The sequence below is a fragment of the Noviherbaspirillum soli genome (assembly GCF_015352955.1).
GTDB lineage: Bacteria > Pseudomonadota > Gammaproteobacteria > Burkholderiales > Burkholderiaceae_D > Noviherbaspirillum_A > Noviherbaspirillum_A soli.
Map to the genome: position 1 here is coordinate 53,084 of NZ_JACYOX010000028.1, position 23,541 is coordinate 76,624.

At 64.9% G+C, this 23,541-nt stretch carries 18 protein-coding genes; 6 read left to right on the forward strand and 12 right to left on the reverse strand.

Going from position 1 to position 23,541, the window contains the following annotated elements; genetic code table 11:
* Positions 1 to 5 precede the first annotated feature (5 nt).
* Positions 6 to 932, reverse strand: coding sequence for a 3'-5' exonuclease (locus IGW04_RS18280; protein ID WP_194714520.1), 927 nt, complete (start codon positions 930 to 932; stop codon positions 6 to 8).
* 219 nt (positions 933 to 1,151) lie between these two features.
* Here IGW04_RS18280 and IGW04_RS18285 point away from each other — a divergent pair, with 219 nt between their 5' ends.
* A complete protein-coding gene (locus tag IGW04_RS18285) occupies positions 1,152 to 3,374 on the forward strand; it encodes a YgiQ family radical SAM protein (RefSeq protein ID WP_194714521.1) in 2,223 nt (740 codons plus the stop codon).
* Positions 3,375 to 3,789: 415 nt separating this feature from the next.
* On the opposite strand, the gene IGW04_RS18290 is transcribed toward IGW04_RS18285, so the two are convergent.
* Entirely contained in the window at positions 3,790 to 5,925 is a 2,136-nt protein-coding gene (locus IGW04_RS18290; RefSeq protein WP_194714522.1) for a putative bifunctional diguanylate cyclase/phosphodiesterase, read from the reverse strand.
* 10 nt (positions 5,926 to 5,935) lie between these two features.
* Between IGW04_RS18290 and IGW04_RS18295 the strand changes: the two genes are divergently transcribed.
* From IGW04_RS18295 to IGW04_RS18305, 3 genes are all read left to right on the forward strand, one after another.
* Positions 5,936 to 6,604 (forward strand): dihydrofolate reductase, encoded by a 669-nt coding sequence (locus tag IGW04_RS18295; protein WP_407672140.1) that lies wholly within the window; start codon positions 5,936 to 5,938, stop codon positions 6,602 to 6,604.
* 17 nt (positions 6,605 to 6,621) lie between these two features.
* The gene (locus IGW04_RS18300) at positions 6,622 to 7,191 is read left to right on the forward strand and encodes a DUF4337 domain-containing protein (protein ID WP_194714523.1); all 570 of its coding nucleotides are present in this window, start codon (positions 6,622 to 6,624) and stop codon (positions 7,189 to 7,191) included.
* A 219-nt stretch (positions 7,192 to 7,410) separates the two neighbouring features.
* The gene (locus tag IGW04_RS18305) at positions 7,411 to 9,666 is read left to right on the forward strand and encodes an arginine/lysine/ornithine decarboxylase (protein ID WP_194714524.1); all 2,256 of its coding nucleotides are present in this window, start codon (positions 7,411 to 7,413) and stop codon (positions 9,664 to 9,666) included.
* Positions 9,667 to 10,100: 434 nt separating this feature from the next.
* Here IGW04_RS18305 and IGW04_RS18310 read toward each other — a convergent pair whose 3' ends face one another.
* A complete protein-coding gene (locus IGW04_RS18310) occupies positions 10,101 to 11,303 on the reverse strand; it encodes an acetate and sugar kinases/Hsc70/actin family protein (protein ID WP_194714525.1) in 1,203 nt (400 codons plus the stop codon).
* A gap of 173 nt (positions 11,304 to 11,476) precedes the next feature.
* On the opposite strand from IGW04_RS18310, the gene IGW04_RS18315 reads away from it, so the two are divergent.
* Together IGW04_RS18315 and IGW04_RS18320 are read left to right on the forward strand one after the other, a co-directional pair.
* Positions 11,477 to 11,755 carry a hypothetical protein gene (locus tag IGW04_RS18315; protein WP_194714526.1) on the forward strand — a complete coding sequence of 93 codons (279 nt, stop codon included), beginning with the start codon at positions 11,477 to 11,479 and terminating at the stop codon, positions 11,753 to 11,755.
* A gap of 33 nt (positions 11,756 to 11,788) precedes the next feature.
* Positions 11,789 to 12,211 (forward strand): hypothetical protein, encoded by a 423-nt coding sequence (locus IGW04_RS18320; protein WP_194714527.1) that lies wholly within the window; start codon positions 11,789 to 11,791, stop codon positions 12,209 to 12,211.
* A gap of 75 nt (positions 12,212 to 12,286) precedes the next feature.
* Here the strand turns inward: IGW04_RS18320 and IGW04_RS18325 are convergent, their stop codons facing one another.
* The 9 genes from IGW04_RS18325 to atzD form a co-directional block, all read right to left on the reverse strand.
* On the reverse strand, positions 12,287 to 15,130 hold the full coding sequence (locus IGW04_RS18325) for a hypothetical protein (RefSeq protein ID WP_194714528.1): 2,844 nt from the start codon (positions 15,128 to 15,130) through the stop codon (positions 12,287 to 12,289).
* A gap of 397 nt (positions 15,131 to 15,527) precedes the next feature.
* Positions 15,528 to 15,902 (reverse strand): oxalurate catabolism protein HpxZ, encoded by a 375-nt coding sequence (gene hpxZ, locus IGW04_RS18330; RefSeq protein ID WP_194714529.1) that lies wholly within the window; start codon positions 15,900 to 15,902, stop codon positions 15,528 to 15,530.
* Positions 15,903 to 15,935: 33 nt separating this feature from the next.
* Positions 15,936 to 16,703, reverse strand: coding sequence for an ABC transporter permease (locus IGW04_RS18335; protein WP_228527187.1), 768 nt, complete (start codon positions 16,701 to 16,703; stop codon positions 15,936 to 15,938).
* Complete coding sequence (locus IGW04_RS18340) at positions 16,700 to 17,482, reverse strand: ABC transporter ATP-binding protein (RefSeq protein WP_228527193.1); 783 nt, start codon at positions 17,480 to 17,482, stop codon at positions 16,700 to 16,702. The genes IGW04_RS18335 and IGW04_RS18340 overlap by 4 nt, the downstream gene beginning before the upstream one ends.
* A 68-nt stretch (positions 17,483 to 17,550) precedes the next feature.
* Positions 17,551 to 18,522 (reverse strand): ABC transporter substrate-binding protein, encoded by a 972-nt coding sequence (locus IGW04_RS18345; protein WP_194714531.1) that lies wholly within the window; start codon positions 18,520 to 18,522, stop codon positions 17,551 to 17,553.
* A 9-nt stretch (positions 18,523 to 18,531) separates the two neighbouring features.
* The gene (locus tag IGW04_RS18350) at positions 18,532 to 19,032 is read right to left on the reverse strand and encodes a VOC family protein (RefSeq protein WP_323744878.1); all 501 of its coding nucleotides are present in this window, start codon (positions 19,030 to 19,032) and stop codon (positions 18,532 to 18,534) included.
* Complete coding sequence (locus IGW04_RS18355; protein WP_194714532.1) at positions 19,029 to 20,261, reverse strand: FAD-dependent monooxygenase; 1,233 nt, start codon at positions 20,259 to 20,261, stop codon at positions 19,029 to 19,031. Before IGW04_RS18355 ends, IGW04_RS18350 begins: the two co-directional genes overlap by 4 nt.
* Positions 20,258 to 21,748 (reverse strand): amidase, encoded by a 1,491-nt coding sequence (locus IGW04_RS18360; protein WP_228527188.1) that lies wholly within the window; start codon positions 21,746 to 21,748, stop codon positions 20,258 to 20,260. The genes IGW04_RS18355 and IGW04_RS18360 overlap by 4 nt, the downstream gene beginning before the upstream one ends.
* Positions 21,745 to 22,854, reverse strand: a complete 1,110-nt coding sequence (atzD, locus tag IGW04_RS18365) for a cyanuric acid amidohydrolase (RefSeq protein ID WP_194714533.1) — start codon at positions 22,852 to 22,854, stop codon at positions 21,745 to 21,747. The genes IGW04_RS18360 and atzD overlap by 4 nt, the downstream gene beginning before the upstream one ends.
* Between the last annotated feature and the right edge of the window lie 687 nt (positions 22,855 to 23,541).

The following is a 23,541-nucleotide window of genomic DNA, read 5'->3' on the forward strand; positions in this document are numbered from 1 at the left end:
CGATATCAGATGTCCCGGCTGAACACCTTGCCGGGACGCAGTGAAAAGCGGCACAGCGCATCCATCGCCTCAAAATCCAGGCTGGTAGCCCGGCCGCCGTACACATGCGCCTTGAGCCAGGCAATCTCCTCCGACATCAACTCCCCCGCCAGCGTGCGGTGCCAGCAGCGGCGTTCGCCATCCCAACGGTAGGAACGCGCCTTGAGCATGTCCTTGCTGTCGAACGGCGCCCGTAGCGCATAGACGCGGAAATCACGCACATGGGCCTGTTCCAGCATGCAGGCCAGGCCAAGGCGGCCAGACACAGGCAAGGGCTTTTGCAGCAATTCCAGCAAGGCCAGGCAGTCCGCCTGGGCCCGGTGCGCGTCAAAGAAGAAGCCGAGGCGGTAAGCCAGATATTCCAGCTTGGCCGAGGCCATGCTCTCCTCCGCCCAGGATACCTGTTGCAGCGAGCAGGCCCACGGCAGGGTTTCGAAGATCGGCAGGCGCGATTCCAGGAACGGACGGTCGAAGCGCGCATTGTGCGCAATTACCAGTTCCACCCCGGCCAGCAAGGCGGCCACCCGCGCATCGTCGATACGCTTGCCGGCTACCATCTCATCGGTAATGCCATGCACCGCAGTCGACGCCGGAGGTATCGGCCGGCCCGGATCTTCCAGTTCGTCGAGGATGTCGAGTATCCGGTAGACCTGCCCGCTTTCCCGGTCGAATTCGAATACCACCATTGCAAATTCAATGATCGCATCCACTTCCAGCGACAATCCGGTGGTTTCCGTATCCACCACCACGCCACGGGCCAGCGGCCTGCCGTCCGGCTCGGCATAGCAACGGCGCTCGGCCAGCCGGCGCAAGACGCGGTAATCGGCATGGCCTTCCAGCTGTTGCGCCAGGCGCTCGACATCGATGGCGGCGAGGAAATCGGATTCGGACATACGGTTGGGCGGTGATAGAACAGGCGGCGAGTATAAGATGTTTTATCTTCGCTAACGAGGCAGGAAGGCAACACTGTCCGCCATTTCGCTGGCTTGACTTCGCGGCTTTTTGGCGGTATCCGGCCAGTTTTCGATAAAGCTGTCATACTCTCGCCTTCCCCGAAATTCCACCTACCCGCATCGCCAGCCGCGGCGCATGCGCTTACCTTCATTGGCCCCATGGAAGCACCGAAAAACATCCGTTCCTACCCGCGTTATCGTCCCGACTATGTCAAGCCGGCGGCTTTCCTGCCCACCACCCGGGCGGAAATGGATGCGCTGGGCTGGGACAGCTGCGACGTGATCCTGGTCACCGGCGACGCTTACATCGACCATCCCAGCTTCGGCATGGCGCTGGTGGGCCGCCTGCTGGAAGCGCAGGGCTTCCGCGTCGGCATCATCACCCAGCCGAACTGGCTGTCGGTGGACGACTTCCGCGCGCTGGGCCGGCCCAATCTGTATTTCGGCATCACCGCCGGCAATATGGACTCGATGATCAACCGCTACACCTCCGACCGGAAGATCCGCTCCGAGGATGCCTACACGCCCAATGGCGAACCGAACAAGCGCCCGGACAGGGCGGTGGTGGTCTACGCACAGCGGGTGCGGGAAGCCTATCCGGAAGTCGGCGTGGTGATCGGCAGCATCGAGGCCAGCCTGCGCCGGATCGCCCATTACGACTACTGGTCGGACAAGGTCAAGCGCTCGGTGCTGCCCGACTCCAAGGCCGACATCCTGATCTTCGGCAATGCCGAGCGGGCGCTGATCTCGTTGACGCACCGCGTCGCCGCCGGCGAAAGCATCAAGTCCATCCGCGACCTGCGCGGCACCGCCTTCATGGTGCCGCATGGCTGGAAACCGGCGGCGGAATGGAGCGAGGCAAACTCGACCCGCATCGACACGCCGGGCCGGGTCGAGCCGCATCCGGACCCGTATGAAATGAAGTCCAAGGAAGACGCCTCCTGCAAGACCGAGGCGGCGCCGGAAGCGCCCAAGCCGGTGCTGATCCTGTCGCGCGAGGAGCGCATGGCGGCGCTGAAGGAAGTGCGCAGCAAGACCGTGGTGCGCCTGCCCTCCTTCGAGCAGGTCAAGGATGATGCGGTGATGTATGCACATGCATCGCGGGTGTTCCACCTGGAATCGAATCCCGGCAATGCCCGCGCCCTGGTGCAGCAGCATGGCGACCGCGACGTCTGGCTGAATGCGCCGCCGCTGCCGCTGGCCATGGACGAAATGGACTTCGTCTTCGACATGCCCTATGCGCGCTCGCCGCATCCGCGCTACGGCAAGGCCCGCATTCCGGCCTGGGAAATGATCCGCTTCTCGGTCAACATCATGCGCGGCTGCTTCGGCGGATGCACCTTCTGCTCGATCACGGAGCATGAGGGACGCATCATCCAGAGCCGGTCGGAGCCGTCCATCCTGCGCGAGATCGAACTGATCCGCGACAAGACCAAGGGCTTCACCGGCACCATTTCCGACCTCGGCGGACCCACCGCCAACATGTACCGGCTGGCCTGCAAGGACAAGAAGATCGAGGAATCCTGCCGGCGCCTGTCCTGCGTCTATCCGACCATCTGCTCCAACCTCGGCACCGACCACGGCAAGCTGATCCAGCTGTATCGCAAGGCGCGCGCCATTCCGGGCATCAAGAAGATTCTGGTGAGCTCCGGGCTGCGCTACGACCTGGCGGTGCGCTCGCCCGAATATGTGAAGGAACTGGTCACCCATCATGTGGGCGGCCTGCTGAAGATCGCGCCCGAGCATTCGGAAACCGGCCCGTTGTCGAAGATGATGAAGCCCGGCATGGGCGCCTACCATGCGTTCAAGGAAATGTTCGAGCGGTTCTCGAAGGAGGCCGGCAAGGAACAGTACCTAATCCCCTACTTCATCGCCGCCCACCCGGGCACGACGGACGAGGACATGCTGAACCTGGCGCTGTGGCTGAAGAAGAACGACTTCCGCCTCGACCAGGTGCAGACCTTCCTGCCCACGCCGATGGCACTGGCCACCGCGATGTATCACACCCGCAAGAACCCGCTGCACAAGGTGACGGACGAGTCGGAAATCGTCGAGACCGTGCGGGCCGGCAAGGTCCGCAAGCTGCACAAGGCTTTCCTGCGCTATCACGACCCGGCCAACTGGGACATCCTGCGGGAAGGCCTGCATCGCATGGGCCGTTCCGACCTGATCGGCAACGGCCCGCAGCACCTGGTGCCGCGCAGCGCCCCGACGCCCGGCCTGCAAGCCATCGAACGCAAGCGCGAAACGCCGGGTCCGGACAAGCTGGCGCGCAAGTTCGGCCAGAACCGGCCCCGTCCCGGCGCGGCTGTGCAGCGACAGCCGGCGCGTGCCGGGAGCACCGCGCAGAAGGCGACGCGCAAGCACGGCCGGATGGTGTAATCAGGACTTTGCCGGCAGCGCTGCGGCGCCTGGATTGCCAGCCTGGCATGCCGGATGGAATCGTTGCGACCCGATGTGCGGAAGTGTTTTCCTGCGGCGTCAGGCCGGCGGCGAGCTGCCCATGCCATGTTCTTGCCGATGCGTTAGAGGGAATTTGGCCAGGCTAGCGTCATGCTGCAGGCTCAGGTGCGGCGCACCGTGCATCCTGCGCCCTTGGCATGCCCTGGTGCCGTAGGGTGGAATACCCCGAAGGGGCATTCCACCATGCGTGGACCAGCATAGGTCCTTGAGATGATCTTTGCGGTATGCGACCACGGTGCAATGCCCTTCGGGTATTGCACCCTACCAACCCCCGGGCGGCTCTTCCAAAGGCGATCTTGCTTGATCGGTTGATGCCAGTCAGGCTGGAAATGCGTTAGCGCTCGTTGACCGCCATTGCATGCGGCAGGCCGACCACTTCGCCGGCCGGCACCGGCCGCCCGAAATAGAAGCCCTGGACCACGTCGCAACCGAGTTCCTGAAGTGCTTCCACCTGCTCGCCAGTCTCCACGCCTTCGGCAATCACCTGCATGCCCAGATTGTGGCCAAGCTGGATGATGGACCGGGCAATGGCTTCATCCTTTTTTGAAGTGGTCAGGTGATCGATGAACTGCTTGTCGATCTTCAGCGCGTCCAGCGAAAATTGCTTCAGATACGCCAGCGACGAATAGCCGGTGCCGAAATCGTCCACGGACAGCTTCAGCCCGAGCCGCTTCAATGAACGAAGAACGTCCCGCGTATGCTCGGTATTGGACATGAGCATGCTTTCGGTGAGTTCGATTTCCAGCTGGTAGGCGGGCAGTTCGTTCGTTTCGAGAACCTGCTGGATCTGCGACACAAGCTTCTTGTCGACGAACTGCCGCGGCGACAGATTGACCGACAGCACGCACTGCTCCGGCAGCACGCCATCCCAGGCATGCCGCTGGCGGCAGCCGGTGGAAAACACCCACTGGCCCATCGGTATGATCAGCCCGGTCTCTTCCAGCATGGGCACGAAGGTGCTCGGCGCCACGCGCCCTATCTGCTCGTGCTGCCAACGCAGCAGCGCCTCGTAACCCACCACGTTGCCGCTGGCGATGTCCACCTGCGGCTGGTAGTGCAGCGAGAATTCATCGTCCTTTACCGCCAGCCGCAGCGCCTGTTCCAGCATCAGCCGCTGGCGCGCCTTGGCATTCATTTCGGGCATGTAGAAGTGGTAGAGGTTGCGGCCGTCGCTCTTGGCCTGGTACATCGCGACGCCGGCGGCCTGCATCAGCAGGTCGACATCCTCCGCGCATTCCGGAAAGGTGGCGATGCCTATGCTGGCGCTGATGGCCACCTGCATGCCGTCCTCCAGCCGGAAAGGCTGGCGCAGCGCCGTCAGGATCTTGGCTGCGACATGGGCGGCGCTGGCGCCATGATCAAGCTCGTCGAGCACCACCGAGAACTCATCGCCGCCGATGCGCGAGACGATGTCATAGGAGCGCACGCATTCGCGCAGCCGCTGCGCGGTAGCGGCCAGCAGGTGATCGCCAGCCCCATGGCCCAGCGTGTCGTTGATGCGCTTGAAATGATCGAGATCGATGAACATCAGCGCCACGCTCTTCCTGGCGCGACGGGCGCGTTCCAGCACTGTGCGGAAAGCCGCCTTGAAGCCGCTGCGATTGTGCAGGCCCGTCAGGCTGTCGGTCACGGCCTGGCGCCGCAGCTGCTCTTCCAGGGCCTTGCGGCCGGTGATGTCCTGAAACACCAGCACCAGGCCGTCGGCGTGTCCGGACAGGGGCGAGATATGCAGGCTGACAGGGAAGCGGCTGCCGTCGCATCGCATGAGGCTGGCTTCATCCATCGTGCTCTCGATGCCCTGGCGCAGGCTATGGAAAAACGGCGATTCCTCCCAGCAGGCGCTGGATGACGCGGGCGTCGGATAAAAGGACATGAAGTCGGCGCCGACGATCTGGTCGCGCTCGGCGCCCAGCATTGTCCTGGCGGCAGGATTGGCGAAACGGACCCGTCCGGCCCGGTCCATGCCGATCACGCCATCGCCGGCGGCGTTGAGCATGGATTCGTAATAGGCCTTGGTGCTGTCGATATGCGCGACCGCTTCCCTGAGCTTGCGGCGGTTGCGGTCCAGTTCCAGCAGTACCGTGATCTTGCCCGACAATACATTGCTGCCCACCGGCTTGCCGAGGTAGTCGATCGCGCCGGCATCGTAGGCGGTCTCGATCGCGGCTTTATCCCATGCGCCGTTGGCGAGCATGATCACGGGAATATGCCGCGTGCGGGAGTTTTCGTGTATCCAGCGGGTAAGCTCGAAGCCGTTCATTGCCGGCTGCTCGGTGTCCACCAGCGCCAATGCCACGTCATGTGTCACCAGCAGCTCGAGCGCTTCCTCGGCGCTTTCCGCCCGCAGCAGCCGCACCTGCTCCGACGCCATCAGCGGGGCCAGATGCGCCTCGGTCTGGGTTTGCGGATCCACCAGCAGTACGATCTGGCTGTTGGGGAAATCATTCGGTTTGGTCAGTAAGGATTCCATAGCGGCGTGAGTGGCGCATAACGACCTGCGCGCTGCATCATGCGATGCGGTTTTTATTCATTTTCGAGGTCACGGTTTCAATCGATCAGTATCAAACTGCAAAGTTCCGGGTTACTTCACTGCCAATTTCGACCAGATCAAGCAAATAGGATTAACATGGCGCCTTTCGGCCTCTTCAACGCCCATGCACTTGCCCAGGATCACCTTTATCGTCGCCATGGACCGCAAGCGCGGCATCGGCATCAACAATCAACTGCCATGGCGTCTGCCGGAAGACCTGGCGCACTTCAAGCGCACCACAACCGGTCATCCCATCATCATGGGGCGCAAGACCCATGAGTCGATCGGCCGGCCGCTGCCGAACCGCCGCAACATCGTGGTGACCCGCAATCCCGACTGGCAGGCGGCAGGCGTCGAAACCGCTGCCTCCCCGGAAGCGGCCTGCGCTCTCATACCGGAAGGCGAACAGGCGTTCATCATTGGCGGCGCTGAGCTGTTCGTGCAAACGTTTCCCCTGGCGGACTGCCTGATCGTCACGGAAATCGATGCTGAATATCCGTGCGACACTTTTTTTCCCGAGATCGATAGTGACCACTGGAAAGTAACTGGCAGGCAAGCGTATCATTCGGCCGCAAGCGGGCTGGCGTATGCAATCGTCACCTATATGCGCACACGGTAATTCTTTCAGGAGCAGCAATGTCAGGAGGCGGGTTTCATGTCCACGGACCGCATGATCATGCGGTCGAACACGCGGCGCATGGTGGCGACAGCTTTTCAAGCAGGATCGCCGTGGTGACTGCGGTGCTGGCAACCATAGGAGCCACCTTCGGCTACCTCGGCGGCGCCACCCAGAACGACGCCGCGATGTACAAGAACGATGCGGCAATCAAGAAGACCGCCGCGTCGAACCAGTGGAATTACTACCAGGCCAAATCCAACAAGCAGAACCTGGCGGAACTGGCCATGTCGCTGCCCGGCGTCGATCAGCAGCGCTACAAGGCCGAGGTCGAGCGTTACAAGGCGGAGAAGGAAGAGATCAAGCGCGATGCTGAGAAGCTGGAAGCGCAATCGACTGAATTCGACAAGCGTTCGGCGGAGTCCATGCACCAGCATCATCGCTGGGCGCTGGCCACCACCACCGAGCAGGTGGCCATCTCGCTGGCGGCAATCACGCTGTTGACGCGCAGGCGCTGGCTGGAAATCGCGTCCTATGGCGTGGCGCTGGCCGGTATCGCCGTGGGCGGCATGGCCTGGCTGCACCTGTAGGCCGTCGTCCTGTTCGTCATGAGGCCGGCTGCCACTGGCGGCCGGCCTCATCCCGCTTCTTGACGAATCGGCACTGCCCTTACGCCGGATCGCGAAAATCACAAGTCCTGCCGCCGGCATTTACCCCGCGCGCCGGCCATATCTGAGAAAATTCGGCTTTCGCATTTTTAGCGCGGCCTTCGCCGGGCGCATACAGCGCCCCGCCCGCCAGGAGATTTCATGAAATTCCGCTTCCCCATCGTCATCATCGACGAAGACTTCCGCTCCGAAAACACCTCCGGCCTGGGCATACGCGCACTCGCCGACGCGATGGAAAAGGAAGGCATGGAAGTCGTCGGCGTCACCAGCTACGGCGACCTGTCGCAGTTCGCGCAGCAGCAGTCGCGCGCCTCGGCCTTCATCCTGTCCATCGACGACGAGGAATTCGGCGGCGGCTCCACCGAGGAGACCGATGCCGCGCTCAAGGCGCTGCGCGCCTTCGTCGAGGAGATCCGCTACAAGAACGCCGACATCCCGATCTATCTGTACGGCGAAACCCGCACTTCGCGCCACATCCCCAACGACATCCTGCGCGAGCTGCATGGCTTCATCCACATGTTCGAGGACACGCCGGAATTCGTCGCGCGCCATATCATCCGCGAAGCCAAGTCCTATCTGGACGGCCTGTCGCCGCCCTTCTTCCGGGCGCTGGTGCATTATGCGCAGGACGGTTCCTATTCCTGGCACTGCCCCGGCCACTCCGGCGGCGTGGCCTTCCTGAAATCCCCGATCGGCCAGATGTTCCACCAGTTCTTCGGCGAGAACATGCTGCGCGCCGACGTCTGCAACGCCGTCGAGGAACTGGGCCAGCTGCTCGACCATACCGGCCCGGTGGCAGCCTCGGAGCGCAATGCGGCGCGCATCTTCAATGCCGACCATTGCTACTTCGTCACGAACGGCACCTCCACCTCCAACAAGATGGTCTGGCACTCAACCGTGGCGCCGGGCGACATCGTGGTGGTGGACCGCAACTGCCACAAGTCCATCCTGCACTCCATCATCATGACCGGCGCGATCCCGGTGTTCCTGATGCCGACCCGCAATCACCTCGGCATCATCGGCCCGATCCCGCTGGAAGAATTCAAGATGGAAAACATCATGAAGAAGGTGGAGGCCAACCCGTTCGCCCGCGAGGCGGTCAACAAGAAGCCGCGCATCCTGACCATCACCCAGTCGACCTACGACGGCGTGCTGTACAACGTCGAGACCCTGAAGAGCATGCTCGACGGCGAGATTGACACCCTGCACTTCGACGAGGCCTGGCTGCCGCATGCGACCTTCCACGACTTCTATCGCAACATGCATGCGATCGGCAAGGACCGGCCGCGCGCCAAGGAGTCGATGATCTTCTCGACCCAATCCACGCACAAGCTGCTGGCCGGACTGTCGCAGGCGTCGCAGATCCTGGTGCGGGAATCCGAATCGGTGAAGCTGGACCAGGACGCCTTCAATGAAGCCTACCTGATGCACACCTCCACCTCGCCGCAGTACGCGATCATCGCTTCCTGCGACGTCGCCGCGGCGATGATGGAGCCGCCGGGCGGCACTGCGCTGGTCGAGGAAAGCATCCTGGAAGCACTGGACTTCCGTCGCGCGATGCGCAAGATCGACCAGGAATGGGGCCAGGACTGGTGGTTCCAGGTCTGGGGTCCGGACGACTTCGCCGAGAACGGCATTGGCTCGCGCGAGGACTGGATGATCCGCGCCGAGGACGACTGGCACGGCTTCGGCAAGCTCGCGCCCGGCTTCAACATGCTGGACCCGATCAAGGCCACCATCGTCACGCCCGGCCTGTCGCTGGACGGCCAGTTCGGCGAGACCGGCATTCCGGCCTCCATCGTCACCAAGTACCTGGCCGAGCATGGCGTGATCGTGGAAAAGGCGGGCCTGTATTCCTTCTTCATCATGTTCACCATCGGCATCACCAAGGGCCGCTGGAATACGCTGCTGACCGCGCTGCAGCAGTTCAAGGACGACTACGACAAGAACCAGCCGATGTGGCGCATCCTGCCCGAGTTCGCGGCGGCGAACATGCGCTACGAGCGGGTTGGCCTGCGCGACCTGTGCCAGCAGATCCATGGCTTCTACAAGCTGTACGACGTGGCGCGCCTGACCACCGAGATGTACCTGTCGGACATGCAGCCGGCGATGAAGCCCTCGGACGCGTTCTCGCGCATGGCGCACCGGGAGATCGACCGCGTGCCCATCGATGAACTGGAAGGCCGCGTGACATCCATCCTGCTGACACCCTATCCGCCCGGCATTCCGCTGCTGATTCCGGGTGAGCGCTTCAACAAGACCATCGTCGACTACCTGAAATTCGCGCGCGACTTCAACGAGCGCTTCCCGGGTTTCGAGACCGACGTGCATGGCCTGGTGACGCGCGAGGTGGATGGCAAGCGCGGCTACTTCGTTGATTGCGTGCGGCAGGACTGAGCGCGCTGCTGCGACTGCGTCGGAGCCTGGCCTGCGCAAGCGGGCCAGGCTTTTTTCATGGGCTCGCATGGATTGACCTGAAGCGCCACGGATCTGGTAGGGCTTGGTACGTTGGCCTGGATACTCAATCGGTGCAGGAGCTTGGGGATCGTTGTGGCCCCGGTGCTGGTGCTGGTGCAGTTGCACGGATGGCGCCGGCGCGTTGCCACCAAGGGCAAGACGACAGGCAGATTGAACGCTTCGGCCTGATCGACCGCTTGGCGGAATGCCCCTGCGGGGTATTCCGCCCTACGACAGGCTACGACAGACGCTGTATCTTATGCGCTTCAGGCATCGTCGCCACGGCGCGCTCAACGGGCAGTTGAACTGCAGCTGTGATGCATGCCACCCCTCCGGGCTTGCCTGATGCAGCCCACGTTCCCTTTCGATACAACCTACCGGCTGCCGCTGATCAGCAGATAACCCCTGGTCCAGCTCGGCGACTGTCCATTAATTTGCCCGGCGCCATGAACGCGCTCCCCAGACAGCCCCAGGCCATAATGCGAATCGAACAGCAGCGTGTTGATGAAGGTGCCGTTGGCGCAGGCATTCTGGGCGAAGCCTGATGAGCCACCCTGCGCCGGCATGACTTTCAAACTCCAGGCATCGGAGCCGCTGCACTGGCGCTCCAGCGCTTGCGACAGCATGGCCGGACGGTCCAGCACATGCCAGTTGTTCAACGCATGATAGACCGATGAGATGCCGATGAAGTCGCGGCCGTCGAAGTCGGCGGCAATTGCATTGTCGCGCACCCGGAACGCCGACAGCACGGTCTGGTAGAGGTCCTCGCAGCGGCCGAACCGGTAATTGCCTGAAACGACGGCGCCGGCATCGAAGCCGCCGGGCGGGCTGCCGCTGTCGTTGTTGGGATAGCAGGGGTTGTGCTCCTGACCGGAGGCCAGCACCATCGCCTTGCGCGCCTCGTTCTGGCCCAGCCCCAGGAAGCTCACGCTCAGCACCGTGTACGACGCGCCGCCGATGTTGACCGCATGGGCATGCGCATGGCCGCGCTGGCTGGTTTCGTAGGCCACCTGCGCCGATGCGCCGCCCACTTCAACCAGGCCCGCAGTCCTGCGCCCCTGACGGAAATTGCCATGCAGGTAGTTCACGTCGGCCCACGCATACAGGCCTTCCTCGTCGCCGGAAATGGTGCGCAGCTCGCCGGCCCGGTAACCGTTGTCAAGGATGGTGCGGCGCACGCTGCGGTAGATGGCCTGGGCCGCCGGCGCATCGTCCTGTTCGAGCAGTCGCATGCCGGCCGTGGCGAGCACGTCGACCGGCACCGTGTTGCGCCCGATCCGCCGCGCCAGCAGCCAGTCGTTCAGGGCTTGCAGCAAGGGCTGCAAGCCCTGCTGCCCGGCTTGCTCCGATTGCGCCTGATAGCTCGACAATCCATCCCCGCGGGCTGATTCCAGCTGCGCGACGTCGGTGATGGCCATGCCCTCGTCGGGGCGGCTGACCTGATAGAGGTGAATCCGCGAGCCGCTGCTGCCGGCATCCACCACCGCATGGTAGGACAAGGCCGGCGCCGGGCCGGCGCAGGCCGACAGCAGCAGCAGGGAGGCAATGGCGATGAGGTGGTTGCGTAGTCTGGTCAATTGGATGCTCTTCATGGATGGCCGCGCCGGCCGGGCCGCGGACGCGCAATGGCGGCCACTTTTAGCAGAGCCGCCCGCGGCTGTCCAGCGAGAGCCGTGGCAGGCCCCGCTTCCGCTGGACAGCCGCGGGCCTCCATTCAAAACCCCGGGCGCTGCTGGTATGATGCAGCCCCATGATCGATCCCGTAGACGACCTCACCCGCCCGCTGCCAGTGGCTACCGCCTGCCCGATCCGCATGCAGTTCGCCGAACCCGACAGGGTGCATACCGTGGTGCTGATGCAGGACCTGTTCGAGCAGTGGGTCATCATCCAGGGCTGGGCAGGCCGTGCGCAGCGGCGTGGCCGCTGCGGCGGCAAGAGCCGGCCGATCGACAGCCTGGAAGCGGGCATCGCGGCGTTGAAGGACATCGCGCAACGCCACCAGAAACAGGGCTGCACGCTGGTTTCCTGAACCAGGCGGCCATTTCTTCAAAGGACTTCGGCAGTGCAATTCAAGGAACAGGGCGGCAAGGTGCAGGTGCTGCTGTACACCGGTTTCGACGAGGCCAGGAACGCCCCCATCGTTCGCATCGTCGGCTCATTCGACAAGTACACCTACAAGCCCTCTCCCGGCCTGCTCGACAAGCTTTCGATCGAGCAGCGCGACGAGCTCGACGCCGAATGCAACCGGCGCCGCCAGGCCGCGCTGGCGCTGAACCGGCAGCATTACATCAACTCCCTGGCGGCCAATATCCGCGGCGCCTGCGACAGCCTGGACAATAATGCGGCACTGACGCCGCAGCAGAGCGACGAGATCTGGGACGCGATGGCGGAACTGGTGCGGGCCATGCGCGAGGCCGGCTACCCCCGCCCGAGCCGCGACAGGAAACCGGGCGCAGAAGCGGGCCAGGGCAGCCTGTTCGAGTGAAGCGCGGCTGCCACGCTGCCCCAGCGCCCAGAATGCACCCCTGATGCGCACCATCCCTGGTCCGCTGACCATGGCTCAGGACTGCTGGCGACGCTCGCGCAACTGGTCCAGCAGCGTCTGCAGGACCGGCGTCGTCATGATCTGCTCGGGATGGCCCTGCGCCTCTTTCTGCATCGCTTCGCGCAGCGCGACCACATCTGCACCGGGCAACAGGCCATTTGGCTGACGCTGCATGAAAACGCTCAGCAGAGCGGACTCATAGAACTCCATCACGATGTTTCTCAGACTGTTGCCGGGAGCGCCGATGTTGAGCCATGGCTGCACGGTGGCGAAGAACGTTCGTCTCACCGCTTCATTGGCAAATTCCTGCCTGACCGCATCCTTCCTCAGCAAATTGTCGATGATGGCTTCCGCCACCCGGACCTGCATCGCCGGCTCATAGGTAGGCGCCGGCCTGCCTGAAACTGTCTCGTGCCATATGCGCAATAGCTGTTCTGGCCCAGGCCGTTCCCGGCCGCCTACCTTCAACCATGCGGCACAGGCCGCCTCCAGTTTTTTGAAATCGTTATCGCCTGTCTTTTCCCTCAATCCCATCGCATCAAAGAAGTGGCGCAAGGCCAGGCCTTCAAAAATTTCTGTCAGCGCCAGCATCGAATTGCCGCCCGTGCCTTCATTCAACCACTCAATGAAGGCTGTCTCCACTTTTGCCTCCAACGCGGGGAAACGCTCGGTGAAGGCACGGCGCCTCGGGTTTTGCAGTAACTTCCTCAGCAGATCCGACTGCTCGTCAGTGAGCTTGGCAACATGCATCGAGAGCCGGCTGGCTTTCTTTTTCCGGTTGACGCTCTTGTCCGACACCTTGTCGTTGACGGTCGGCCTGGCGCGCGGCGAGGACGCAAGCTCAGTATTGCCGGCATCATCGGCGCCGCCCCGGATTTTGGCCGGGGAAGCGATCGCCTGTTTGGCGGCATTTTTTTCCGCCTTCCTGTAAAGCTCGGCCAGCTTTTCATTGAACGCAGCTTCCGGCAGCCGCTCTTTCGCCTGGCGCCATTTGCGCAGCCCGGTGGAGAAACCCCACTCCAGCTCCGGATTTTTCTTGAACGCGTCGTTGTGTTTCTTCCGGAAGTTGTCAATCCATTGACGTTCCAAGGCTCTGTTGTCGGCCCTGTCGGCAAGGTCGTCATCCCGGTTGGCTTGCTTTGCCTGTATGGCTTCCTGCTCCATGGCCTGGAGAAAGGCTTGCCCCTGCAGCAGTCCGGGCGCGCTCGGGTGCCCCTTCCTTGGCGCCAGCTTTTTGCCGCTGCCGCCAGCCTTTTCAGGCTTGCTGACCTTCTCGATGCGCTCTTCCCTCTTTTCCAGGCTGCGCAATTCATCGGCTTCGGCTTCGGGCAGGAACCTGTCTGAGTGCGCGACGAAGCTGCGGCTGAATTTTTGGTAGTCCCGCTTGAATATCTTGTTGACAGCGCCCGCGATTGTCGCGAGTACGCTGTCGGCGTCGGAGCGTTCGGCTGTTCCCGGCACCACCTGCGGCACCAGGCAGGGGCTGATGCACCGATTGAAGATGATGCCGCTGAAAAAATTCACACGGCACTTGTTGATGTACTGGGCAGTAATCGGGCGATGCTGCAACATGCCGCTGTAGAAGTCGGCTATCCAGCCATAGGGTTTCAGCAGCCTGCCGGCTTTTTCCTTGTCAAGCCTGCCCTTGTCGTCCTTCAACGCCTCCAGTTTTTCCTTGAGTCCGTCCTTGCGAAACAATCTTTGTCCCCTGCGCCATGCAAGCAATGCCTTGACCAGATCCCGGTCCAGTGCGAGGAACATGGACTTTATCGTGGGGGGCAGACCGCAGTCCGCGTAGTCTTGCCGCCTGCCGCAGATCAGAACGAATATGGGCTCCACGAAGGTCATCGCATACTCACAATCGACGCTGTTGGTCTGCCCGAGTTCGCCATCCAATGTGCCCTCGACTTTTTGCAGCTTCCTCAGATGCTTCCCGGGATTGGCCAATAGTCTGCTTCGCACCTCCTCGGCTACCGTGGAGAACGCGTGCTCCGCGACCTGCTGCAGGAAATACTCGCTGAGTTTGCTGTACACCTTCACGCCGAGGAAGCCGGGGTTTTGTCGGCCTATCGTGTCGCTTGCAAAACCCAGCGTGGCTTCCGCCAGCACGCACATGCGCGAGATCGCTCCTGGCGTGCCGGACTGCTCCACCGGCGGCAGCAAGTTCACAGGAAGCCTGTATGCAGGCGCCGTGCTGTCACGCGGCGGCACGGTTGCCGACGGCGAAGGCGGCGCTACGCCTTTCTGGCGGGGCGACAACGGCGGCAGATCGGAAGGCGGCGGCGGTGACAGCGGCGGCGGCGGATAGGAAGGCGGTGGCGGCGATAGCGGCGGCCGATCGGATGGCGGCGGCGCCGCCTGGCTGGATGATGCGATGGATGGCGGGGTATGGCCCGGCGAGGAGGGTAAGGGCCTGGGCGGCAAGGGCGGCAAGGCGGCAAAGGGCCTGAGCGGGCCGCCGGCATCGTGCCCGGCGATGGATGCGCCCGTATCCTGGCCCGTTGACCGGACTGGCAACGCCGGCAGGTTCAAGGGCTTGCCGGCGTCCTTTCTTACCTTCCATTCCGCTTCCGCACCCTTGGTCGGGCTGGCGCCTGTGTTGCCGGGCGACGGCGCAAGGGCGCCATGGCGCGATGCGCTGCTGCCAGGCGCTCCTTTCGCGTCTCCTTTTACGGCGGGCGGCGTGCGGAGCGCCGCGGGGTTAGGCGGCGAAGCCTGTCCGCCCGGCGGCGGGCTTGCACCGTAAGAGCCTGCCGTGCGCTCGTCGGGGGCGCGGCGCGGAGAGCCCATCAATGCGCCGGGCAAGGCTGTTGGCGGCGGCGTCGATGGCGGCGGCGGGCGATGGTAGAGCAGCGGCATGCCCGATGCCTGCACCTGCTGTGATGGCGGCGAGCCGGCCTGGATGTTCTGCCCGTGGGCTGCGCCACCGCTCTGGGGGACGTGCTCCCTGGCGCCCCCGTCATGGAAGCCCCTGCTCCCCTGAGACTGGCTGCCATGAGACTTCCCGCCACTCGACGCACTCGTTTCCTGAGCCATAGATCTTCCGCAATATCAAATGAATAGCGGCCTACGCATGCGCATAAGCCGCCGGATTGTGAAAAGTTTTACGGCGCTTTGGGTAACAGTGGATGTCGGGACGTTCACCTCGCGGTGCAGTGGCAAGTGATCAATATCAACAGCAGCGCGTCTTGCAGCCAGCGTACGCTTCCGGCTGCGGCAACGCTGCAAGGCCTCGGGTAATCCCGGCGGGCTTTGGTCAACCCATCAGGCTGACGTGCGCGGCCACCACCTTCCAACCGTCGGCGAAGCGCACCCAGGTCTGCGACTGGCGGCCGATGCGCTCGCTGCCTGGCCGGCTGAACTCGATGTTGGCCACGCCGTAATCGGTGCCGAAGGTCGTGATCGCCGTGCGCAGCACGCTGCGCTGCAGATTGTGCGCCGGCCGGCTGTTGCGGAAGGCCTGTATCTCGTCGAAGCCGTACAGGTTTTCGCCGGCGCCGTAGCGCAGCGTATGCGGCGAGTTCCAGAACAGCCGGTCCAGCGTCGGCACGTCATTGGTGACCAGCGCCTGTTCGTATTCGGCAAAGGCCTTCTGCAATTGCGCCATGGTTTCCGGATCATTGATCAGCATGCGGCATGCTCCTTTTGTTTGTTGGTCGATGATTCATTTGCCGCCCCAGTGCACGAAGCGCCGCTCCGCCACGATGAACAGCAGGTTGAGAAGATAGCCCAGCGCGCCGGCGGCGAAGATGGACGCATACATGTCGGGCATGTCGAACACCATCTGCGACTTCAGGATGCGCTGGCCGAGGCCGTCGGTGGAGCCGATGAACATCTCGGCGACGATCACGATCACCAGCGCCAGCGACACGCCCGAGCGCATGCCGACGAAGGTCTGCGGCAGGCTTTCCCAGATCGTCACGTCCGACAGCACCTGCAGCCTCGACGCGCCCATCACCCGCGCCGCCAGCTGGCGCTGCTTGCGCGCATTCATCACGCCGTAGGCGGTGGCGAACAAGATGGCCAGCGCCGCGCCGAAGGCGGCAACGGCAATCTTGGTGCTCTCGCCGCTGCCGAACAGTATCAGGAACAGCGGGAACATGGCCGAGGCTGGCGTCGAGCGGAAGAAGTCGATCGGGAATTCCAGCGCGCGATAGACCTTGTCCGACGAGCCCAGCAGGATGCCCAGCGGCACCGCGATCACCAGCGCGATGGCAAAGGAGATGCCAGTGCGCGCCACCGTGCGCCGCAGGTCGGCCCACAGCGAGCCCTCCTCCAGCCCATGCCAGAAGGCATGGAACGACTGCGCCGGCGAAGGCAGCAGCACCGGGTCGACCAGGCGCATCTCGAAGGCCAGTTCCCAGAACACCACCAGCAGAAACAGGCCCAGCACCGGCTGCAGCCTGCCCATCAGTTCCTCGCTGCTTTTCATTTCCTTACCTCCCGTTGAAAGATTTCCAGGCTATGGCCCTTGACTCGCAGGAAGTCGGGCGTGAGCGTGGTTTCGGCGCTGCGCGGACGCGGCGCGTCGAACGGCACGAAGTCGGCGATGCGGGTCGGATTGCGCGACAGCAGCAGCACGTAGTCGGCCAGGTAGACCGCCTCGTCGAGGTCATGCGACACCAGCAGCGTGGTGACCGGGCGCTCGATGAAGACCTTCTGCAGCCGGTCGCGCAGGAACTGGGTCATTTCATAATCCAGGGCCGAGAACGGCTCGTCCAGGAAAAGCACTTCCGGGTCGACCACCAGCGCGCGCATGATGGACACCATTTGCTGCTGGCCGCCCGACATCTGGTACGGGTATTTGTTCAGGTCGATCTTTACGTCGAAGCTTTCCACCAGCCGGTCGATGCGGGCTTCCTTCTCCCCTTTCGACAGGTCGAGGTATTTCAGCGGATAGCGGATGTTGTCGATCGCCCGCATCCACGGGAACACCGCCTCGCGGTAGTTCTGGAACACATAGCCGATGCGGGTGTCGTGCACGTCCTTGCCGTCGAACAGGATCTGTCCCTTGTCATACGGCAGGATGCCGGCGATCATGTTGATCAGCGTGCTCTTGCCGCAGCCGTTGGGGCCGAAGATGGAGATGATCTTGCCTTTCGGGATGTCGAGGTCGAAGCCGTCGTACAGCGTGTGGGCGCCGAAGGTCTTGTGCAGGCCGCGTATCGTGATATGGGTGCCCGGCGCATACCAGCGGTGGCCGAGATCCATGCCGGCGATCTCGCCGGCGCCGGGCGGGCGCGCCGCCTGCGGTGCTTCCATGTGCTTGAGCGCCTGCATCACATCCCCCTGATCATCGCGCCGGTGTCGACCGCGCCCTTGACCACGCCAAGGCCGACGCCGATATCGACGAATTTCTGGAAGTCGGTTTTCTGCGCCGGCGTCATGTCCTTGACCATCACGAAGTTCGCCAGCGGCACCGTGGCGGCGAGCGCGGCCGGCACGTTCATGTCCTTGGCCAGCAGCTCGCGCGTGCTGGCGTCGCTGTTGGCGGCGGCGACCGCCTTGGCCCAGGCCCTGGCGAAACGGGCGGCGACATCGGGCCGCTCGGCGAGGAGCTTGTTGGACAGCGCGCCGCCGGCGGCGAAAGCCTGCGAGGACGGATTGCCCAGCAAGTGGGTGGAGATCACGCCGGCTTCGAGCCGGCGCGCCACGCCCTGCTTGATCATGGTGGATGCCACCGGCTCCAGCGTATAGCCGGCGTCGAAGGTGCCGGCCTGCAGCGCGCCCAGGTGCACCGACAGCTGCTGCTCCTGCATCGTGTAGTCCTTGTTCTCTTCCAGGCCGATGGCCTTGAGCACGGCCTTGGCGGTGCCGACATTGGCAGGGCCGGGCGCGGAGAACAGCCTGGCGCCCTTCAGGTCCTTCAGTGTCTTCGCTTGCGAGCCGGCCTTGACCACGAACTGCTCGGTGATGTACTGCGCATTCTGGCCGTTGAGCGAGATATAGGTCAGCGTGTTGGGACGGCGCTGGCTGATGTTGGCGCCTTCCAGCGTGACCAGGTTGGACGCGGCATCGATGTCGCCGCTGACCATGGACTGCACGATCAGCGGGGCCGACGCCAGCGTGACGGTTTCGACCGCGATGCCGGCTTCCTTGAAATAGCCGCGCTCGATGCCGACGAAATACGGCAGCGCGGAACTGGAGGCGAATACGCCGACGCGCACCTTGTCCTGGGCATGGGCGACGGCGGCGGTGGCAAGGCCGGCGGCAACGGTGAAGGCGATCTTGCAGAGTGTGGAGAGGGTCATGGCAGTCCTTCAGGGTTGGATCAGGGAATAGGTGGAGGGATCGAAGAAGCCGGCGCCGGCGACATAGCGGCGCGCGTCGGACAGGTCGGGCGGCGGTCCGGCCTCGGCCTCGCCGTTGAAGGTCAGTTCCAGCTGCACGCCGCTGGGGTCGTAGACGAACAGCTGCCACAGCGCGGTGCCCGGCACCACGAACTCGCGCCAGTCCAGGCCATGCGCGATGAAGCGGGCCCTGAAGGCGGCGTAGCCGCTGCACGCCAGCGACAGGTGATCGATCGCGGCGCTGCCCATGGGCGCGTGGCCGTCTGTGCCCAGCGCCGGCCCACCGGCATAGATATGGATGATGGCGGCGCCGCCCGGATGCGGGCAGGCCAGCCAGGCGCCGGGATAGCCGAAGTCGGGACGCGCGATTTCAAGCAGGCCGAGCACGCCGGTATAGAAGCGCCGCGTCGCATTCAAGTCGGCGGTCTTGATCGCGGCATGGAACAGGCCATGCACCACCGCGGCCGTCACGATGCCGCCCCAGCCGGCGCCACATCGCGATACAGGCGGCGCAGCTTGTCCTGGAACGGCGGCTGCATCTTCTTCAGCGAGCCGGCCACGGGGTCGGCCCCGGCGAACAGGGTGTCGCTGGCTTCCAGCGAGAAGTCCATCACGAAGCGGATGCGCGCATGGCGCGCCGCGTCGAAGGCGGCCAGCCATTCCCGCACGTCGCCGCTGCCCGCCGCCAGCCGTTGCGCGATCAGCCCGGCCGCCACGCAGCCATCCTCGATCGCCTGGGTGGCGCCCTGCCCCAGCGTCGGCACCATGCCGTGGGCGGCGTCGCCGAGGTACAGGAGGGGCGCGTCGGCGTCGAGATAACCGGCCTCGGTTTCCTGCAGGCGGGCCCAGTGGATCTGGTCGACATGGGCGCACAGGGTATCGGTCAGCCAGGCAGCCTGGGCGCCAGCCGGGCCATGGGCCGGCGTGTAATAGCGGCGCAGCGCCGCGGCCGACTTGTGCTGCGCGGCGATCTCGTTGCCGGCGTCCAGCGGGAAGGTGCCCGCCATGTAGATGTGGCCGGGGGGCACGCGGAAGGCCAGCAGCCGGTTGGGGCCGTTGAACCACTGCTCGTAATCGTCGACCAGCCCGCCCGAGGTATCCGGCACCAGCAGGCGGAAGATCGCCACGCCGACCTGGCGCATCGCCGGCGCGCCGGACAGCGCGCGGCGGGTGTCGGAATAGCGGCCGTCGGCGCCGATCAGCAGGTCGATGTCATCCAGCACACGCGTTTCGCCATCGGCCTCGTAGCGCAGGCGGCAGCGGCCATCCGCCTGGCGCGCCACGTCCCTGATCGTCACGCCATAGCGCACCGCAGCGCCGGCGCCCTCGCGCAGCACGCGGTACAGCTCGGACCAGCGGATGCGCACGCCGTCGTTGTCGGCCACCTGCGACAGCGGCAGCGCGAACAGCTCGGTGCCGTCGGTCAGCGAGGTGCGCCAGCTTTTCCAGGGCAGGCTGGCGGCCTGCACCGCATCGGCCAGCGCCGGGTCGTGCGATCGCAGCAGCTTGATGGCGTTGGGACCGATGTTCAGGCCGGTGCCGGCCTCGCTGTGGTCGTCGCGCGCAACCCGCTCCAGGCAGGTCAGTTCGACATCCTGCCGCTGCGCCAGGTGGCGCGCGACGATGCAGCCGGCCACGCCGGCGCCGACGATGGCGATGCGCAGCTTGCGGGTCTGGTCATTGGTGTTTTGATGGCTCATGTTTCCTCCCTAGCGGATTGCATGCCAGTCCCATATGCACCGGCATCGTGCATGGTCTGGCGTTCCCAAAGCGGCGCGAACGGGCGCGCCCTTTCCAGTTGCCGGCCGATGGCGCACAGCCAGCCGTCGGCGCCATGGCGGCCCACCAGCTGCATGCCCAGCGGCATGCCGGTGGCGCCCAGGCCAGCCGGCAGGGCCAGCGCCGGCAGGCCCGCGGCATTGGTGAATGCGGTGAAGACCGCGTGGCCGCGCGGGCCGGCCGGGCGGCCGGCGATCAGGGGCGGATGCGGCTGATGCACCGGCCACGGCTGGGCGGCGGCCGAGGGCAGCAGCAGGCAGTCGATATCCTGCATCAGCAGCGAGAGCACATCGCGCAGCCGCGCAACGGCGCGCAGCGCGCCCATCAGGTCAGCGCCGCTGCGCTGCCTGCCCTGCTCCAGCATGGCCGCCAGCGGCGGCGACAAGGCCTGTTCGCGGCCTGCATGATGGGTGGCCATCAGCCAGGCCAGCCCGCTGCCGCTCAGCACCGGCCAGGCGACATCGTTGATGTCGGCGATAGCCCGCACCAGCGTGGCGCGCTGGGCCGGACCGAGCACCACCGGCGCATGCCCCAGCCTGGACAGCGCCTGCCACGACGCCTCGGCGGCATCGGCGCTGTCGGCATCGACCGGCGCTTCGCCCAGGCCGGCAAGCAGCGCAATGCGTGCCGGCGCCGGCTGTTCCGGGACGCAGAACGGCAGCGCCTGGAATGGCGCGGAGCGGCTGTCGCCGGCCGACCAGGGCGAAAGTTCGCGCATGGCCAGCACCAGGTCGTCCACGCTGCGGGCGATCGGCCCGGCCACTTCGAAGTCGTGCAGGAAGACCGGAAAACCGCGGCTGCGCGGCACGCGGCCGGTGGAAGGCTTCAGGCCGACGCAGCCGGTATGGGCGCACGGCCGGCGGATCGAGCCGCCGCCGTCGGTGGCCAGCGCCAGCGGCGCGATGCCGGAGGCCACCGCGGCCGCCGCGCCGCCGCTGGAGCCGCCCGGCGTCAATGCCGGGTTCCACGGGTTGCGGGTGACGCCGAACAGCGCGTTGTCCGTGGTGCCGGAAACGGTCAGCTCCGGCACATTGGTCTTGCCGACCAGGACTGCCCCGCCCTGGCGCAGCCGCGCCACCGGCAGTTCGTCGGCGTCCGGAATGTAATCGGCATACAGCGCGCTGCCGAAGGTCGAGCGCAGGCCGCCGGTCAGGAGGTTGTCCTTGACGGTGAAGGGCACGCCGTCCAGCGCCGACAGCGCGCAGCCCGAGCGCCAGCGCCGGGCGCTGGCCTCGGCCGCCGCATGGGCGGCCTGGCGGTCGCCGCTGACGACGGCATTGAGGCGGGGATTGACCTGATCCATGCGGGCCAGCACCGATGCCAGCGCTTCGACCGGATCGAGCGTGCCGCGCCGGTAAGCCTGCGCCAGCGAGCGGGCCGACAGCATCCAGGGATGGGCCTGCATCATGCGTCCTGCGTGCCGGACGCGATCACCGCGATCAGTCCGCCGCCGTCCGGTCCCTGGTGCTCGGCGCCGCCGGAAACGAAGATGCGGCCATCGCCGATCACCCCGGCCACCATGCCGCCGACGGCGCCGCGGATATGGCGCTGGGCATTGATGTCGGTGTCGTCCAGCATGGTGTGGCGGCTGGCGCGCACCCGGCCGTTGCGCTGCGGCTCGCACTTGACGAACACGCCGGCAATGCGGCCCAGCGCGTCCTGGCCCAGCTGCGGCGAGGCTGCCAGCCCGAGGTCGGACAGCGCGCCCGCCACCGCGCCGATGTCGAGCGCATCGCGCATGGGCCGATGCGCGATGCGATACGGCCCGCTCCAGCGCGGGCTGTTGCCTAGCACGATGATTTCATTGCAGCTGATCTCCACGCCCGACGACACGCTGGCGCGTTCCGAATACAGGGCCATGTCCGACAGCAGCGCCGCGTCCGTCAATGCCGCCTCGTCGATCTCGCCCAGCGCCAGCGCCACGCCGAGCGCGCCGGCGGCGCGGGCATGGGCCATGGCCTTGTTGGGGTCGCCGCTGACAGGCTCCAGGCCGCTTGCGCGCGCCTGCTCGGCCCGGGCCACGGTGATGCAGGGCGTCTTGACCTGCACGAAATGCACATCGGCGGGATCGTCCAGGCCGGCGTCGTCCATCGCCGCCCTGACGGCGCGGGCGACCTGGTGCGCATGGCTGGCGCGGCCGATCTGCTCGACCGCGGTCGGCGCCGAGAACGCCAGCCCGATCGCCAGCGCGCCGCCCTCGCCCGCTTGCGCCGATGGCGCGCGGCAGAACACCACGTAATGCGGACTGAGCACGCCTTCGGTGCCGCCGGACAGGATGCAGGGAATGCGCGCCGCCAGTTCGGCCGGGCTGGCCTGCAGGTGCCCAGACAGCATCTGCATCAGCGACTGCGTGAAGTAACCGCGGGTGAAATCGTTGACGCCGCCATTGCCTTCGGTCTTGCCGATCACGGCGACGATTTGGCCGGCGTCGACGGCGCCGCTGTTGATCAGGGCGTCGAGGGCGGAGACGTCGCCCGGATGCGCCATGGTGAGGAGGTGGACTTGGGTTTGCATGGCTGCATCTTGCGGCAGCCGGAGCGCGATGCGGTAGCGCTTAATTTCGACCGGGGTGAGCGCAAATTGTGTGCGGTCCGGGAGCAGTGGCCGTTGCAGTTGCCGTTGCCGTTGCTTTTAAGTCCCGTTGAGCGCGCCGTGACGTCGGTGCGTGGAGCGGGAAAAGGTGCGGCGTCTGTCTGAGTCAAGCGCAGCTTGGCGAGTTTAGCCGCGCCCCGCTCCATGCATCGACGGCACGGGGACCCCGCGCAGCGGGGCGCGATCACCGGGTCGCCTTTTCTTGCCTACTTCTTTTGGCGAAGCAAAAGAAGTAGGTCGCCCGCCGGGGCGAACTCCCGGCCTGGTCATGACGACAGTGCAGTCGGCTTGTTTCACCAGGGGTAAGGCGTCACTGCGAAGCAGCAGTTGCTTTTGAATTTAAAGGTTTAAGCTTCAAAACCTGTTGAACAACAACGACGACAGTGCTGCCCGTGCGTTGCCGGGTGACGCAAGGCGGCTGCACTACCGTGGAGACAAGCCGGGAGTCCGTCCCGGCGGCCGGGTCACTTTTTTTGCGTCGCCCCTCTATGTCAGGCTAGTTGTCGCATCCACTGATATCCAACAACCTGGAGGGCGATAGCGAGTGAGCAATGAAGAAACGACATCCGGAGCCAGTCCGGGAATGGGCCATACAGCAAATCATGTTGC